At 43.2% G+C, this 14,237-nt stretch carries 14 protein-coding genes; 10 read left to right on the top strand and 4 right to left on the bottom strand.

The genetic code is table 11. From position 1 onward, the window contains the following. Positions 1-115 precede the first annotated feature (115 nt). The 3 genes from ACJJJB_RS04720 (at position 116) to ACJJJB_RS04730 (ending at position 2,091) form a co-directional block, all read left to right on the top strand. Entirely contained in the window at positions 116-964 is an 849-nt protein-coding gene (locus tag ACJJJB_RS04720) for an HpcH/HpaI aldolase/citrate lyase family protein (RefSeq protein ID WP_353375062.1), read from the top strand. Between the two features lie 112 nt (positions 965-1,076). Continuing rightward, positions 1,077-1,538 carry a MaoC family dehydratase gene (locus tag ACJJJB_RS04725; RefSeq protein WP_353375063.1) on the top strand — a complete coding sequence of 154 codons (462 nt, stop codon included), beginning with the start codon at positions 1,077-1,079 and terminating at the stop codon, positions 1,536-1,538. A 34-nt stretch (positions 1,539-1,572) separates the two neighbouring features. Next, positions 1,573-2,091: a MaoC family dehydratase gene (locus tag ACJJJB_RS04730; protein WP_445365814.1), complete on the top strand. Its 519-nt coding sequence runs from the start codon at positions 1,573-1,575 to the stop codon at positions 2,089-2,091. Positions 2,092-2,177: 86 nt separating this feature from the next. Here the strand turns inward: ACJJJB_RS04730 and ACJJJB_RS04735 are convergent, their stop codons facing one another. Then, complete coding sequence (locus ACJJJB_RS04735; RefSeq protein ID WP_445365815.1) at positions 2,178-2,900, bottom strand: 4'-phosphopantetheinyl transferase family protein; 723 nt, start codon at positions 2,898-2,900, stop codon at positions 2,178-2,180. Positions 2,901-4,225: 1,325 nt separating this feature from the next. On the opposite strand from ACJJJB_RS04735, the gene ACJJJB_RS04740 reads away from it, so the two are divergent. The 5 genes from ACJJJB_RS04740 (at position 4,226) to ACJJJB_RS04760 (ending at position 9,770) form a co-directional block, all read left to right on the top strand. Beyond that, complete coding sequence (locus tag ACJJJB_RS04740) at positions 4,226-4,651, top strand: GNAT family N-acetyltransferase (protein ID WP_353375064.1); 426 nt, start codon at positions 4,226-4,228, stop codon at positions 4,649-4,651. 479 nt (positions 4,652-5,130) lie between these two features. Further along, positions 5,131-5,583, top strand: coding sequence for a hypothetical protein (locus ACJJJB_RS04745; RefSeq protein WP_445365816.1), 453 nt, complete (start codon positions 5,131-5,133; stop codon positions 5,581-5,583). Between the two features lie 110 nt (positions 5,584-5,693). After that, positions 5,694-5,999 (top strand): DUF2845 domain-containing protein, encoded by a 306-nt coding sequence (locus tag ACJJJB_RS04750; protein WP_020414759.1) that lies wholly within the window; start codon positions 5,694-5,696, stop codon positions 5,997-5,999. A 296-nt stretch (positions 6,000-6,295) separates the two neighbouring features. After that, positions 6,296-6,883, top strand: a complete 588-nt coding sequence (locus tag ACJJJB_RS04755; RefSeq protein WP_445365817.1) for a GNAT family N-acetyltransferase — start codon at positions 6,296-6,298, stop codon at positions 6,881-6,883. Positions 6,884-8,270: 1,387 nt separating this feature from the next. After that, positions 8,271-9,770, top strand: a complete 1,500-nt coding sequence (locus ACJJJB_RS04760; protein WP_445365818.1) for a vanadium-dependent haloperoxidase — start codon at positions 8,271-8,273, stop codon at positions 9,768-9,770. A gap of 287 nt (positions 9,771-10,057) precedes the next feature. Here the strand turns inward: ACJJJB_RS04760 and csrA are convergent, their stop codons facing one another. The 3 genes from csrA to ACJJJB_RS04775 all read right to left on the bottom strand — a co-directional run bounded on the left by csrA (position 10,058) and on the right by ACJJJB_RS04775 (position 11,903). Then, a complete protein-coding gene (gene csrA, locus ACJJJB_RS04765) occupies positions 10,058-10,246 on the bottom strand; it encodes a carbon storage regulator CsrA (RefSeq protein ID WP_020414762.1) in 189 nt (62 codons plus the stop codon). Positions 10,247-10,916: 670 nt separating this feature from the next. Further along, positions 10,917-11,384 carry a GNAT family N-acetyltransferase gene (locus ACJJJB_RS04770; RefSeq protein ID WP_282951086.1) on the bottom strand — a complete coding sequence of 156 codons (468 nt, stop codon included), beginning with the start codon at positions 11,382-11,384 and terminating at the stop codon, positions 10,917-10,919. A 102-nt stretch (positions 11,385-11,486) separates the two neighbouring features. Continuing rightward, positions 11,487-11,903 carry a rhodanese-like domain-containing protein gene (locus tag ACJJJB_RS04775; RefSeq protein ID WP_444945323.1) on the bottom strand — a complete coding sequence of 139 codons (417 nt, stop codon included), beginning with the start codon at positions 11,901-11,903 and terminating at the stop codon, positions 11,487-11,489. Positions 11,904-12,023: 120 nt separating this feature from the next. Between ACJJJB_RS04775 and ACJJJB_RS04780 the strand changes: the two genes are divergently transcribed. Both ACJJJB_RS04780 and ACJJJB_RS04785 read left to right on the top strand, forming a co-directional pair. Next, positions 12,024-13,037 carry a helix-turn-helix domain-containing protein gene (locus ACJJJB_RS04780; RefSeq protein WP_445365819.1) on the top strand — a complete coding sequence of 338 codons (1,014 nt, stop codon included), beginning with the start codon at positions 12,024-12,026 and terminating at the stop codon, positions 13,035-13,037. A gap of 128 nt (positions 13,038-13,165) precedes the next feature. After that, the gene (locus ACJJJB_RS04785) at positions 13,166-14,176 is read left to right on the top strand and encodes a tryptophan--tRNA ligase (RefSeq protein ID WP_020414766.1); all 1,011 of its coding nucleotides are present in this window, start codon (positions 13,166-13,168) and stop codon (positions 14,174-14,176) included. The last annotated feature ends 61 nt before the right edge of the window (positions 14,177-14,237 follow it).

Consider the following 14,237-nt stretch of genomic DNA (forward strand, 5'->3'; position numbering starts at 1 on the left):
GAGTTCATGATTTTTAGGGCTGCTAATATGCTGGGATAGATCTAAGTATGAAGATGTCATTAAGAGTTAAATTTTAAAGATTTGGGCGAAGAAACCTGGTAAGGCGAAAGTGCAAATGATGGACCGTGAGACAGTTTGTTTTTTTCGCAGTATTTTGTTTGTTCCCGCTACACGTCCCGACAGATATATAAAAGCGTTAATGAGCGAAGCCGATGTGGCATGTGTTGATCTGGAAGACGCTGTGGCACCAGGTGAGAAAGAAGCTGCCAGAGAGAAAGTCGTCGATTTCTTTAAAGCCGAAACCTCAAATTCTATTCAACGGGCATTGCGAATTAATCACCTGGCAAGTGAGCAGGGATTGAGAGACATGTTGTTGATATTGAAGATGGAGCCGTTGCCAGACATCGTTATGATACCGAAGGTGGAATCCTCCGAGGAGATCGCTTGGTTTAACGAAGTCATGACCTCTCTTGATCACCCTGTCAGATTAATACCCTTGGTTGAAACGACAAAAGGATTGGAAAATGCCATCAAAATTGCAATGGCGCCAAATGTAGTGGCTATCGGTTTTGGTTCAGCAGATTACTCATCCGAAGTAAGGGGAGATATGAGCTGGGATTCCCTGCTGTATGCTAGAGGGCGTATTGCGCAGGCAGCTGGACATGCCAATATAGCGGCAATTGATGGGCCCTGGTTGGATCTAGGCGATGACCGCGGCCTGCTTGAGGACACACAAAAAATAACGGCATTGGGTTTTACTGGAAAAATTGCACTACATCCGGGTCAACTGCGGGGAATACATCGGGGAGTCTCTCCGTCGGAAGAAAGTCTACGTCAAGCGCAAAAAATTGTAGATGCTTACAGGGCAAACAGGGGAGGGGTCTTGGTGGTCGATGGCCGGATGGTGGATATACCTGTGGTTGAGCGGGCGCAGCGGCTGATCAACCTGGCAAATAGGAAATAGCCTTTCAGTTATGGCCAGGTAATTTACTTTTCAGGAATATATTTATATGGAACATCTTTGTTATCCCGGATATATAAGGGTAGGCGATAACCGATATAGGGAGAGATACGGTTTGGATTTTGAAGATTTTCAGGTGGGCCAGGTTTTTAAACACCGCCCCGGAGTCACTATAAGCCAGCAGGATAATGTCGAGGAGTGTATTACTACATTCAACCAGGCAATGATACATTTTGATTCAAATTATGCAGCACAGACAGAGTTCAAGCAGCCACTAATTGTGACCACCTTGATTGTATCGCGCCTGATGGGAATGACCTGGAAAACGTTCAATCGGCGAAAAAGCATACTGGAGTGGAAAAGTATTGACATGCTCGCACCAGTATTTGGTGGGGATACTCTCTATGCCGAAAGTGAAATCTTATTTGTTGGTGCAACTTCCAAAGACTCAGACGCAGGCCTGATAGAAGTCGCTGTTCACGGCATTAACCAGGATAAAGTAAAGACGAATGAAATGCGTTGTAGTATGTTGATTTTCAAGCGGGATCATCTGCCGTTTTCCGCAAATAATTACTAATGATTAAATCAATAGATTCCGTTGGAGAGCCATTGTGAAGGATTCATTCAGTTTTCTCCGTGAGGTTGAGCCCAATGTATTTATTGAAACTTATGGGGTAGATTTTGAGGATTTTGAAGTAGGCCAGGTTTTTGAGCACCGGCCGGGCCACACTTTCTCAGAAGCCAGCTCACTGAGCTATGCACGCAATGTATTTGATCTCAGCCCCGGCTATGCTGATCAACGCTATGCCCGAAGGGTCTATGGTGACCGGATAAAGGTATCTGAGACTTTTGTTTTAAGTGCGATGGCTCTTACAACCAAAACATTTGGTAAAGTCGTGGCAAACTTGAGTGTGACGGATTGTAAGGTTGAACCAGTATATGTTGGTGATACTTTATATTTTGAATCAGCAATTCTCGGAAAACGCAAATCCAAATCACGCCCCGATCAGGGACTGCTACATGTTAGTTCACGTGCGCATAATCAAGATGGCGCTTACGTATTAAGTTTCGAACGGAAACTGCTAGTTTACAGACGCCATGTTGGTCCTTATACAGCTGCCGGCTACTAACTAATAGGATTAAAGTGTTCTGGGAGCCGATTATATAATGTAGTTCTTTTACCAAAAGCTCATTAATTCTAATATTATCAAGGGTATCAATATTCAATAAGTGTGAGAATACCTCCTTGATGGAAACAGTATTTTCCATCATATATTTGACCCGACCTCACCTCAGGGGTTAGATTCCTTAGTAGTTTCAAAGATATTGTTTGCTGTACATGGTCAATGCTGAAAACTTCAGCGTCGAGGAAATCAAAATATTGTTTTACTTTTGGGTAGAGGGCTTTGAACAGGCTTTCCTTGATAGAAAATATCAAAGTTAACCAATTGGCGTAAGGTAAGCCGGAATTGGAGAGTAATAGCTTTTCCTTTTCACTCACTATCAGGTTACCAATTTCATTGGCGGTCTTATCTGTCACGGGTAATTCATAATCAATACCAAGCCCAACAGATTGTCTGCTGATTGCACAAACAGCTCTATTACCCGCATGTGTAATAGATCCAATCACACCTTTTGGCCATTGCGGGGACCGGTCCTGCCCAATCGGAATATCAATATTTTGATAACCATAATGATTTAAAGCTTGTTGGGCACAATACCTCCCTGCAAGAAACTCAGATTTACGTTTGTCTCGAGCTAAACGAACATCTTCAGATAAAGTAACATCCAGAGCCTTAAATAAAAGGTCGCTATACTCCTTGGGATTGAATTCACACTCGAATAGCTGACCCTGTAAAGGAAGCTTGGTAACTGGCCTTACTTCCGAAATAAATTCTTTAGTTCTCTGATTTTGAGGTGGAGTACTTGTATGTATCATGGTGACATGAAGGTTGGTGTCTATATTCTTTGCTTCAATCTCGCTTCCCCCCTTGTTATCCGAGGATAGAAGTAAGGATGTAAAATAGGATTTGCGAAGGTAGTAATTTCAGTATCATTGTCACAGATAGCTGGAGAACTGCAAGAGAAAAATAGGGATCTTTGAAAAAATACTATCTCTATTTACCCCTTCGCTATAATTCCCTAAATACCAAAGTTATCGCTGGTTAATTTCTGTGCAGCCCAGCGATTGATTGTAGTTGTTAGTATGGTTCTATGAGGTATCTCAGAGTAAATCAAGCCCGTTAAAAGCTACTTCTACTACAGGTTAGGGCACTAACGTGGAAAGTTAATTCGCACACTTATCCCTGGGAATTGAGAATATCCATAGCAGTTGTGTTTCGAGAATCGGTAGAGAAGCAGTACAAATCTATTTTGTTTAGGATAGTTTCTCAGTTACTTTGACTAGCTCAGTAATTTTTTGCCAATTGATGACAAGATGTTTGACGTCAAGAAATCCGACGTGATGATCAAATCTCACCAGGTCGGTATTCCTTTTAATCTCTCCCTAAAATAATCACTCAACTTAAAGATGCTCTGCTCTAAACAAACTGATTTGCTCGATAATTAACCAGCGGGCTCCGGAAGTGTATGTGCATAAATTTGTGCCGTGACGAAAAGTGACGAGACCTGGACTGTAGGTTCAATTACCGTGACTGCTATTTCTGAATAGTAACTTGATTAGCTTAAAATAAAATCATAAGGTTGTGTACTGATGGATATTTCGGGATAGTTGTCATGATCACTTTATAAATGTTAAGTTATCTATGAATTGGATATGCGGCGTTTCAGTGGCGAAGTTATCCAAATGATCAATTAAAATGGGTAAATTTGAAGTAATTGAATATAGTGGCAATATTTCAGTAAAAGCTTCTGATATTGTTTCAAATTGATTCGAAATCTTTCAAAGCTTGATAGAAAGTTACCGTAGCTTAGCATACGTTGTGGTGGGAACCTTATTCGTACTACCGTTTTAACTATTCCAGTAGCATTGGTTTAAGACTATCGAGGAAACTGGAACCAAGGCCTGTGAGCTACTAGGAGAACCGGCCTGGTGGTATGGCAATGTATATGATCCGCAAAATAATTCATTTAATTAGTGGATGTAGCTGGCTTCACGATGCAAAGCCCTGTGGCCGAATAATTTTCATTGCACGAACTATTTATGACTCTACTTTTGTGTTATGGCTACCAAGATGACTAATCTATCACTTTTCAGTGAATTATAACCCCCTCAGAATTTACCAAATACTTAAGGAGGTGTGAATGAACATCGAAGTAACATCAACCCCACAAAAAGAAGATTTAAAATTTATTAGCGAGGGGATAAAGAAATATAATCAGAAGTATATTCCGGATGATGTTGTATTTGAAGAAGATACTAAATTTGCAGTGTTTGCTAAAAGTGAAAATGGAGAAATTCAAGGTGGCATCCGGGCAACAGGGTTCTGGAACTATTGCATTATCGAGTTACTTTGGTTGTCGGAGGATACCCGCGGTCTAGGTGTTGGTAGTGAATTGGTGGCTGCTGCTGAAAAATATGCTCTTGAAAAGGGGTTTCAATATATTCGCACGGAAACATTAAGCTTCCAGGCTCGTCCTTTTTATGAAAAACTTGGCTTTAAAGTTTATGGTGAGTTGCCAGATTACCCCAAAGGACATACAACATACTGCCTAGTAAAAAAGTTGTAACAATGTGTTCTAGGGGCGCCCTATCAAGTAGCCCCAAAAGTCAATGCTAGGTGGTTGTTCAGCTAAGGTTCATAGTTTAATAGAGAGAATATTAAACTTTGAATCGGAGGTTCAGCATGTACGAAGATTTAGCATTAAGAGCAACCATGACGGAGTTTCCTCAATCATTACGTACGAGATCGATATTAATTCCGGTTTGAAGGAAAGAGCTTAGCTTGACGGAGAGTGTTCTTAAGATTCCCTCATAGCACTCAACTATGTTGCTAAGTACTAGTTGTGAAGCTTAGTAGGTTATGAATCAGGGTTTTGGCACTTATGTAATGGCAGTAATTATCTAATTTTAAGTAATAGTGATGCTGTGGGGTGTATAGCATGGATTCCGTAAGAGCTTCTATCCTAGAAAGCCACTTGACAAATGGTTAAAGCTGGTTAAGGGCGCAAAACTCAGCCTGCTATTTTAGGTGTATTAGACAAAAAATATGAAACAGCTTTCAGAATTGACGATTAAGATTTTGGCGGCATATCTGGTTCTAAGTAATTTAGGAAATGCCCTACCGTTTATCATTGCACCTGCATCTTGGGGTATCAGTGGGCCAATACCCATTGCTCCCGTTCTTGGGTCGATAGTAGTGCCAGCTGTTATTGGCATAATTCTTTGGGTATTGGCTCCAAAAATAGCACCTAAAATCATCAGATCTAGCGATGGGGATGCCCCTGTTTCTGAGAAGGGACTGGTGGCGGCTGGCACTTTTCTTATAGGAGTTTACTGGGCTTTAAAGTCTGTGGGAGTTATTGTTGGCCAGCTTTTTACTCAGGGAACTATCAATTACGGTTATGTCACTGTTTTGCAAATTTCACTCGCAATGATTTTTGGTGGTAGGTTTGTTACTACCATGTACCATCGATTACGCACAGCAGGTACGGGTGTATAACCAGGTATAGTACTTGGTTATCCACCTTTTTACTGGTTGCTTTATGCACATTTCTGGACTAGATATATAGCATTGTCCTCTGATGAGAACGGCAATAAAAGAGAGTTGATATGAAGAAGATTGTTTGTTTTATTTCTTTGTTAATATTTGCTAACAACGCCTTTGCATTGAGATGCGGCAACGAGTTGATATCGGTAGGAGACATTAAGTATAAGGTGTTGAGCGCTTGCGGCCAGCCCGTAAGTGAAGAGGTTATTGGGTATATTGATCGGGAAGATGCTGCGGGGAACAGGGTTCGGGTAATGAAGATTGAGGAGTGGATCATTCAAGTTACTAATTATGGAAAAACCAATTACTACAGTTTGGTTTTTGAAGGGAATAAGCTTTTTAAGATAAATGCTGTTGACCAAAATTAATTGTGTCGTATTTTCAACTTCCTATGCTACACAAGCTGTTGGTCAAGGGCTGGCACTACATGTTAGCCTCATCGCTATCTTATATGATTTTCAGGTAAGCAAGTACTTGTTTGGTGTGACTGGTATATACATACCTTTAGTCTATAGATATGGAATTAGCATTTTATAATAGACTGTTTGGTGAAATCAAAAACTCTGAGTTAACAGTTTTGTTATCTACCTGGAAACATGATTGTTGTCCAAAACTTAGTGTATATCTGAAATATACCGTCAAATATATTGGTTTAGGATAAGATATGAATGTGAACTACAGGCTTGGAAAAAAGGATGATTGTCGCCGTATTGCAGAGCTAGACTATATTGCATCTGACGGAGCTGTAGAGTATCTATTTCATGATTTGATACCTAATGTGCCAGCTATTGAAGTGCTTTCCAATGGTTTGGAGCAAGATATTTATCCACATACTTTCCGTAGTTGTATTGTTGCTGAGTCTAATCAGGAAATTGTCGGGGTAGCTTTGTCTTATCCTGCAAAGTTTCACTGTATAACAAAAGAGTTAGTGAATTTTCTTCCCCCGGATCGTTTAAATAGGTTTCGAGAATTTTATTCCAGCAGGGTTGAAGGGAGTTATTTTCTAGGTGCTATGTGTGTTGATGAGGCATATCAGCAGAGAGGGATTGGAAAATCATTGCTGGAACAGACGAAAGAAAAATCAAGAAATGAAGGCTACAGTGAGCTAAGTCTTATCGTATTTTCTGACAATACCATAGCCATTAAGCTTTACGAAGAGCACGGATTCAAAAGCATTAAGAATATTAAATTGGAATCACATCCACTTATTCCACATGTTGGTGGGTGTAAACTGATGAAATGCTCGTTGTAAGGAGTTTATGTTGTAAACAGATTAAACAATGGTTTATTTTAGTATATTACCTAATGAGGCAGCAGGTTAAGTTTTCAGTAACCCTGATGTTTAGTGATATGCGCTTGCGATAGCGGAAAAATCATAAGATGCATATAAATGATTTCATTCCAATATGGCGCCTTCTAACTTACTGATATTCACAAAATGTAAGCCCGTCAAGAGCTGGCGCAATCTGGGGCAGCCTTGAGTGCTAACCGGGCTAAACAGGATCTCTCTAGTACTAGTCCGCACAGATTACCTAAGACTTTCTTGGGTTATTCTTGTTGGTGACATTGCTTGCCGTGGGTGTTTGGCTGAACGCTTATTTCTCTATTTAAAAGTGTATCAAAATTCAGTAGGAAAGACTGATAACTTCTTATTAAGTCTAGATTTACAGCTATGACAAATTACAAGAAAAATTTGCAAGTTCGAGCTGTCAATTGGAAGTCATTTGATTAGTGGCTTGAGTTATCTACATGAATCATAACTTCATGATGTTATCACAAAAAATCTTAATTTTTCTTTTTTTAATTTTCACGCGAGATTAATCCTGGCTGTAAGTTGATGTATTTTTGCGTGCTTGGCTAAAATGTGTTGATCGGTTAGGCTTTCTCGAAATTGTTAGGCTCACTTCGGTGGTTTCTTAGGCGAGATACCTGGGCTAACTCTTAGTGGCAACCAGTTAGTAAAAATGTAACAAATGATTGCATCACAATATGGCCGCTGCATAGTTTTCACTTGATTCTCATCAGGTTGCGTTACTAGTGGGGAGTGTCAGGCGGTAGGATGTAAGATTAATAATATATTTTTAAGGGCTTCGTGATTCTAGTTAATAAGTTAACACTATTCTTTCTTATATTTCGGTTTGCAACTTGGTTACAGAAATAGGCTGTATTTCAGTAGAATTTATTTGGCTGGAGTTCCTGAGGTGAATTTTCCAGTCACAACAGTTTTATAGTTGTAAAGTTTGACCATTATATACCAAGTGTCAGAGCCAATATGGCTCTTCTCTATATAGGAGGGGATTCACTGACCCCACAGCGTAGAGTAGGTTAACCAAAATATTATTGAAATCAAATAGATAATTTTTAAGTTTTTGGAGCATAGGTGGCGGAGACTAAATTTTTTTGGTGCAAGTTGATGTGTTGATTGTAAAGCTTCAGCAAATGGACATTTCAACAGTATTAATCTTCAATTTGGGTTTTCCGAGTGTGAACGTTGTGGTTACTTCTGGTTTAAAAAAGGGGGCAAGAGTATAGGGAGTTTAATGAATCTTTAAAGTGTGTATGTCTGATTTTAATAATACGTGTTTAGTTGCCTAAAGGGGCCTTTCAAACACGCTAATCAAGTAAAAATGGATAGATCGATGCTTAAAAATAAGATTTATAAAAGGGCTTTAAAAGGGATTGCCGGGGTATTATTTATTTCTGCGAGCTGGCAGGCACAGGCGTTAACCTGCCCGCAACTGGAAGACGTTCAATTGCCACCCAAGTGTAACTCTACAGATCTGGAAAGCTGCAACGTCGCAGTGCAGAATATTATTCCTGCAGCGGCGTGTGCAATTTTTGAAGTGTCTCCCGCTGCTAACGACGCCACTTTAGTGCTCCGTTTTACGACGCTAATTACCAACTCTTGGTTTGATGCCACAGCCCCTTATCATCCGACTGCCAAAGGAATTTACTCAGATATTGCTCGGATGGCTGAGCCGACAGATAACAGTGAGCTAAATATTGCACTTTCCTATGCGTCTCATAAGGTATTGAGTGGGTTGTTCCCACACTTGGTATCTGAATGGGATAATCTGTTACTTGAGTTAGGGTTAGATCCTGATAACTTTTCAGAAGATACTACTACCCCGATTGGTATAGGGAACTATGCCGGTAGAAAAGTATTGGAAGGGCGTGTTAATGACGGCATGAATCAGCTGGGTAATGAGGGTAATCAGTTGTATCACCGCTTACCTTATGCCGATTATACCGATTTCAAACCAGCTAACACTGCCTATAAATTACGTTTTCCTTCAAAGTGGCAGCCAGCAGTTTTAATGGAGCGCCCTGGCGTATATCGGGTTCAACAATTTGTCACGCCCCAGATAGCGCTGACGAGGCCATACAGTTATGAGTCTCCGGATGAATTCACTTCGCCGGTACCTCTAAAATCAAAAATATGGAACTATCCAAGTTACGTGGCGCAAGTAAATGATGTTTTGACTACGTCTGCTAACTTAACTGATGAGCAGAAAATGAAGGCAGAGCTGTTTGATATGAAGATCTTCAGCTTAGGCTTTGCTGCTGTGTTTGCATCGGAGGCTCAGGGTTTATCGCTGATGGATTTCATTCATTACGATTTCCTGACTAATATGGCTGCCTTTGATACTGCTATTGCGATTTGGAAGGAGAAGCGTCGTCACAATTCCGTACGTCCCTTCTCTGCAGTTCGGTATATTTATAAAGACGAGCCTGTTACTGCCTGGGGAGGAGTGGGAAAAGGAACGGTAAATGATTTGCCTGCTAGTCAGTGGACCAGCTATTTGCCTGTTGCTGATCACCCAGAGTATCCGTCTGCTTCTGCCAGCTTTTGTGCCGCGCATGCTGAAACAAGCCGTCTCTTTTTACCCCAAGGTGATACATTGGGCTACACCGTGTCAGCGTTTGCAGGAAGCTCGCAGATTGAGCCAGGCATAACACCACAAACCGATTTGTCTTTGCACTTCCCAACCTGGACTTCATTTGAAGAAGACTGTGGTAATAGTCGTGTTTGGGGAGGTGTGCACTTTGAGCCCTCAGTTCCGGCGGGCCAGGCGATAGGTCACCAGGTTGCAAACCGTGCTTATCAATTTTATCTTTCTAAAGTGGCGGGTGAATAACAGGTAGAAGTTGGGATGGAGGATATATTTATCAATCAATATGATAAATGTTTATACCCTCCATTCCGTTTTAGTTGTAAGGGTAGCGTAAAAAAATTCTGGCTTGTTATTCTATTAGGTACACGAAACATTACATTTGGAAAATGAACAATTGCTCTGTTGGGGTAAGCAGCATGGATACTTCGGCTGATTTCTATAGCTATCTTTTTAATGAGATTCTCGTTACGAATAGAGCTGCTTCAAGACTGGCAATTTGCCGCAGAATACAACCGGTGAGGGCCATATTCTCAACGGTTTCTATTGCTTGCCTCCTGTTTCTTTTGGATACGGATATAAACTTCTTCTCGGTGAACAGATAAGGATTTAGGGGCATGTATTCCTATCTTTACCTGATTACCGTTAACCTCCAATACGGTGAGAGAGACATTCGCCCCAATTCTTAGGTTTTCGCCAGTCCGGCGTTTCAAGATCAACATTTTTATTTCCTGTTAATACTTAATTCATGGGTGGGCGCTTTTGGGTGAAAAGCTTAGAAGTCGACATTTGGAGGGCTTGAGGGGTGGGGCGCGGGAGCGGTGGGCACAAAATAGGAAAAGGCGGACGCTAGGCTCCCGAAGCTTGGGAAGTCGCTCCAAGCTGCTGAATATTCTCGACTTTATTGAAGACGAGCGGGTTTCTAGCGTACTATGCATATAGCCAACTTGATACTTTCTCTATCAATTTGGTTAGCTGGCCCCTGGTGTTGGTAGCACCTTGGGTCAGCGCCTTTTCTCTATTCTTAGGTCACGTTACCGCTCTCCTATTGAAGGGTGGATCATTGTGAAAGTTTTAGGCTCCTTTAAGGTATGAGCCTTACACAGCTTGCTTGATAACCAGCCGCAATACTGATAAATATCTATTGATTTTACGCGGCTTTGACACAGATAAAAACCAAATAAAATCCAATAAGATTATTCGTGCGCCTAAATTTTTACAGGCACTATTATTTTTTCGGATTTTTAGGTGGCTAAAGGAATCTCATGCTTTCACAAGTTAAGCATATTTGTAGTATCTGACTTAACCGGTTCCGCAGCTCATCCAGCTGATTTCGAGGCTCTTTTTTGTGTGGGATTTTGGGTGGCGGTTGATAGGGCTTCTTTGTAAGTGTTAGTTGATTTTGGCTTCCTTTGTACTAAGGGACCAGGTTTGCCATTGCTGTTCTACAGATGCGCCCAGCTGCTTATAGAAATCTTGCGCATTGATATTCGAGCAAAGTACTTCCCACTTTATTTTTGTACTACCTTGCTTGCGGGCTTCATGGATCAGTTGTTGCATTAAAGATTTGCCTATTCCTTTTCGGCGGTATTTCATACTGTCATTTACATATAGTTCCTTAATCCAGAACCAGGGAGTTAAGTCATAAGTAAATGGCAGGGGGTAAAAGGCCAAGTAGCCAATAATTACTCCATTATCTTCAGCGACTAGACACTTGAAATCTGCTTGATCGAATAGCCGGCTTTTCAGTTCACGCTCGTTGACTTTGAACTCAGTTAGGTAACCTTCAAATTTGGCGAGGGCACGCATCATTTTTAATAATTGGGCACCATCGCAAGGCATTGCGTAACGTATTTGCATTGGTCTCTTTTTTCTTTATTGGAATTCAGCTTGGGGAGACGATTTTGGGCGCAGTCCTGCGCCCCCTTGATTTCTGAATTGGTGAGACAAGATCCAACTTGCTTACTCGGCGTTGGTAGTTTCGCTATCTTTAATAAGATGAAATCCTTCATCTATCCAACCAGTAACACCACCAATCATCTTTTTTACCGGGCGACCCAATTTGGCAAGCTTGATAGCGGCTTTCTCTGTGGCATTGCAGTGGGGGCCTGCACAGTAGACAACAAACAGTGTATTGGCTGGATAGTTGGATATAGATTTTTCATTGATACGTTGGTGGGGTAGGGAGTGAGCGTCCTGGATGTGGCCTTGCCGGAATGATTCTTCGCCACGGACATCCAGCAGAACAAAATCCCGTCGCCCATTGGTAATGGCATGGTGGACATCCCAGCAGTCGGTCTCGTAGGCCAGCAATTCCTGAAAATGAAGCAGGGCTTGTTGGCTGCTGGCTGGGGCGAAGCGGCTTACAGCTGAGCTCATAAGTATCTCCTTGGTTCTTACTCTCATAAAAGCTTGTGCATAGTTTGTTCCTTGGCTGACAATTAGGCGATTGGCTTGAACGCCAAATAGCGTTAAGTTTGAGCCAAGCGTTGAATGGTGATGACTGATAAAGGGGCTGGGCCAATGGGGTGTAGTGATCCAAAGCGAGTAGCGATTCTGGTGCACCGGCAAGTTGCCTTGTTTGAACTTGGCTGCGCGACTGAGCTGTTCTGTTTGTCTCGCCCGGGTATGGATGAGCTCTATCAGGGTGAGGTGGTCTCCTTTGCCCCAGAAGCCCCGGTAGGCGTGGGCGGGGTGTCTCTGCAATGTAAGCAGATCAGCAGTTTGTTGGATTACGATCTGCTAGTGGTTCCCTGCTGGTCTACTACGTCACTGGCCAAAGATCGTTATTTGGACTCTTTGTACGGTGCTCTGGAGGGGTTCGTTGCGGAGGGTCGGCAAATCCTGACTTTCTGCTCGGGTTCATTTCTGCCTGCTGAAGTTGGCTTGCTCGATGGGAAGCAAGCTACTACCCACTGGCGCTATGGGGATGTCTTCAAACAGCGTTTTGCCAATGTGGAGTACGTGGGGGATGTGCTTTATGTCTGGCAGGGTGCGCTGGCCTGTTCGGCTGGCAGCTCGGCGGCAATAGATCTGGGGATAGAGTATTTGCGTCGCAACCATGGCCATGAGTTTGCCAACTCTGTGGCTAAGCGCTTGGTGATGGCTCCCCACCGACAGGGAGGGCAGGCCCAGTTCGTGGAGACTCCAGTTCCCAAGCGGCCAGACCATTTCGCGGGGGCGCTGGATTGGGCCCTTGCCAATCTGCATAAACCTATCATGGTGGGGGATCTGGCAGAGCAGGCCCATCTTTCACGTCGCAGTTTTGATAGGAAATTTCGCCAGTCTATGGGAGTCGCTCCGAAGGCGTGGTTGGTTCAGCAGCGTTTAAGGATGGCGCAGAAGGCGCTGGAGTCTGGCAAGAAGAGCGTCGATCTTGTGGCGCAAATTGCAGGCTTTGAGTGTAGCGCAACCCTTCGCCACCATTTCCGCAAAGCCTTCGGTATATCCCCCGGGCAATACCAAAGGCAATTCGCCTGTCCGGAAAGGCTTGGGGTTATAGAAGAGGAGTGAGTCTTTGGCGATGAGAGCAGGGGGCTTACTGGCTGGAAGCCGATCCCTTCCGTTGATACAACCCTAGCCGCGAACAGGTTATGATTCGCCCTTTATTGCCTGAATTCAGTACAGGAAACAAAGGATTTATGACCAAGCAGCGCGTATTGACCGGTATTACAACTACCGGCACTCCTCACCTGGGTAACTATGTTGGCGCCATTCGCCCGGCTATCGCGGCCAGCCAGGACGAGAATAACCAATCTTTTTACTTCCTGGCCGATTATCACGCGCTGATCAAGTGTCAGGACCCGGAACAGGTACATCAATCCACCCTGGAGATTGCCGCCACTTGGCTGGCGTTGGGCCTCAATACAGACAATGTCGTGTTCTATCGGCAGTCCGATATTCATGAAATCCCGGAGTTGACCTGGCTGCTGACCTGTATGACTGGCAAGGGCCTGATGAACCGCGCCCACGCATACAAGGCTGCCGTGGATGCTAACCGTGTGGATGGCGAAGATTCTGACTTCGGTGTGACCATGGGTTTGTATAGCTATCCGATCCTGATGGCTGCAGACATCCTGATGTTCAATGCCAATAAAGTGCCGGTGGGCAAGGACCAGGTCCAGCATATAGAAATGGCTCGCGATATTGCCCAACGCTTTAATCACCATTATGGCGAACACTTCGCGCTGCCAGAGGCGGTAGTGGACGACCATGTTGCCGTATTGCAAGGGCTTGATGGTCGAAAAATGAGCAAGAGTTACGGCAATACTATTCCGTTATTCCTGCCTGAGAAGAAACTGAAGAAGCACATCAATAAGATCAAGACCAATCTTCTGGAGCCAGGAGAACCTAAAGATCCTGATACTTCAACGGTCTTCCAGATCTGGCAGGCATTCGCTACTGAAGAGCAAACCGCAGAAATGCGTAAGGCGTTTGAAGAGGGTATTGCATGGGGGGAGGCCAAGAAGCAGCTATTCGAGCTGGTTAATGGTCAGATCGGTGAAGCCCGTGAACGGTATAACACGCTGCTTGAAAACCCATCTCAGATTGAAGCAGAGCTTGAAAAAGGGGCGGCTAAGGCGAGCGCTTACTCTGCTCCGTTTATTGAGAAATTGCGCCATGCGGTAGGTATCCGCAAGATCGGTAAGTAATGTTTTGAATTAAAGTTGGGAGGCTATGGCTTCCGTAGCCGTCCTATAGATAAAAGAGCAT

Source organism: Microbulbifer variabilis (genome assembly GCF_052468405.1).

What these genes read in the sequence shown, in the direction of transcription:
- ACJJJB_RS04780 (WP_445365819.1), top strand. Translation starts at nt 12,024, where the DNA reads ATGACTGATAAAGGGGCTGGGCCAATGGGGTGTAGTGATCCAAAGCGA.
- ACJJJB_RS04750 (WP_020414759.1), top strand. Translation starts at nt 5,694, where the DNA reads ATGAAGAAGATTGTTTGTTTTATTTCTTTGTTAATATTTGCTAACAAC.
- csrA (WP_020414762.1), bottom strand. Translation starts at nt 10,246, where the DNA reads ATGTTGATCTTGAAACGCCGGACTGGCGAAAACCTAAGAATTGGGGCG.
- ACJJJB_RS04720 (WP_353375062.1), top strand. Translation starts at nt 116, where the DNA reads ATGATGGACCGTGAGACAGTTTGTTTTTTTCGCAGTATTTTGTTTGTT.
- ACJJJB_RS04770 (WP_282951086.1), bottom strand. Translation starts at nt 11,384, where the DNA reads ATGCAAATACGTTACGCAATGCCTTGCGATGGTGCCCAATTATTAAAA.
- ACJJJB_RS04775 (WP_444945323.1), bottom strand. Translation starts at nt 11,903, where the DNA reads ATGAGCTCAGCTGTAAGCCGCTTCGCCCCAGCCAGCAGCCAACAAGCC.
- ACJJJB_RS04785 (WP_020414766.1), top strand. Translation starts at nt 13,166, where the DNA reads ATGACCAAGCAGCGCGTATTGACCGGTATTACAACTACCGGCACTCCT.
- ACJJJB_RS04755 (WP_445365817.1), top strand. Translation starts at nt 6,296, where the DNA reads ATGAATGTGAACTACAGGCTTGGAAAAAAGGATGATTGTCGCCGTATT.
- ACJJJB_RS04745 (WP_445365816.1), top strand. Translation starts at nt 5,131, where the DNA reads ATGAAACAGCTTTCAGAATTGACGATTAAGATTTTGGCGGCATATCTG.
- ACJJJB_RS04760 (WP_445365818.1), top strand. Translation starts at nt 8,271, where the DNA reads ATGCTTAAAAATAAGATTTATAAAAGGGCTTTAAAAGGGATTGCCGGG.
- ACJJJB_RS04740 (WP_353375064.1), top strand. Translation starts at nt 4,226, where the DNA reads ATGAACATCGAAGTAACATCAACCCCACAAAAAGAAGATTTAAAATTT.
- ACJJJB_RS04735 (WP_445365815.1), bottom strand. Translation starts at nt 2,900, where the DNA reads ATGATACATACAAGTACTCCACCTCAAAATCAGAGAACTAAAGAATTT.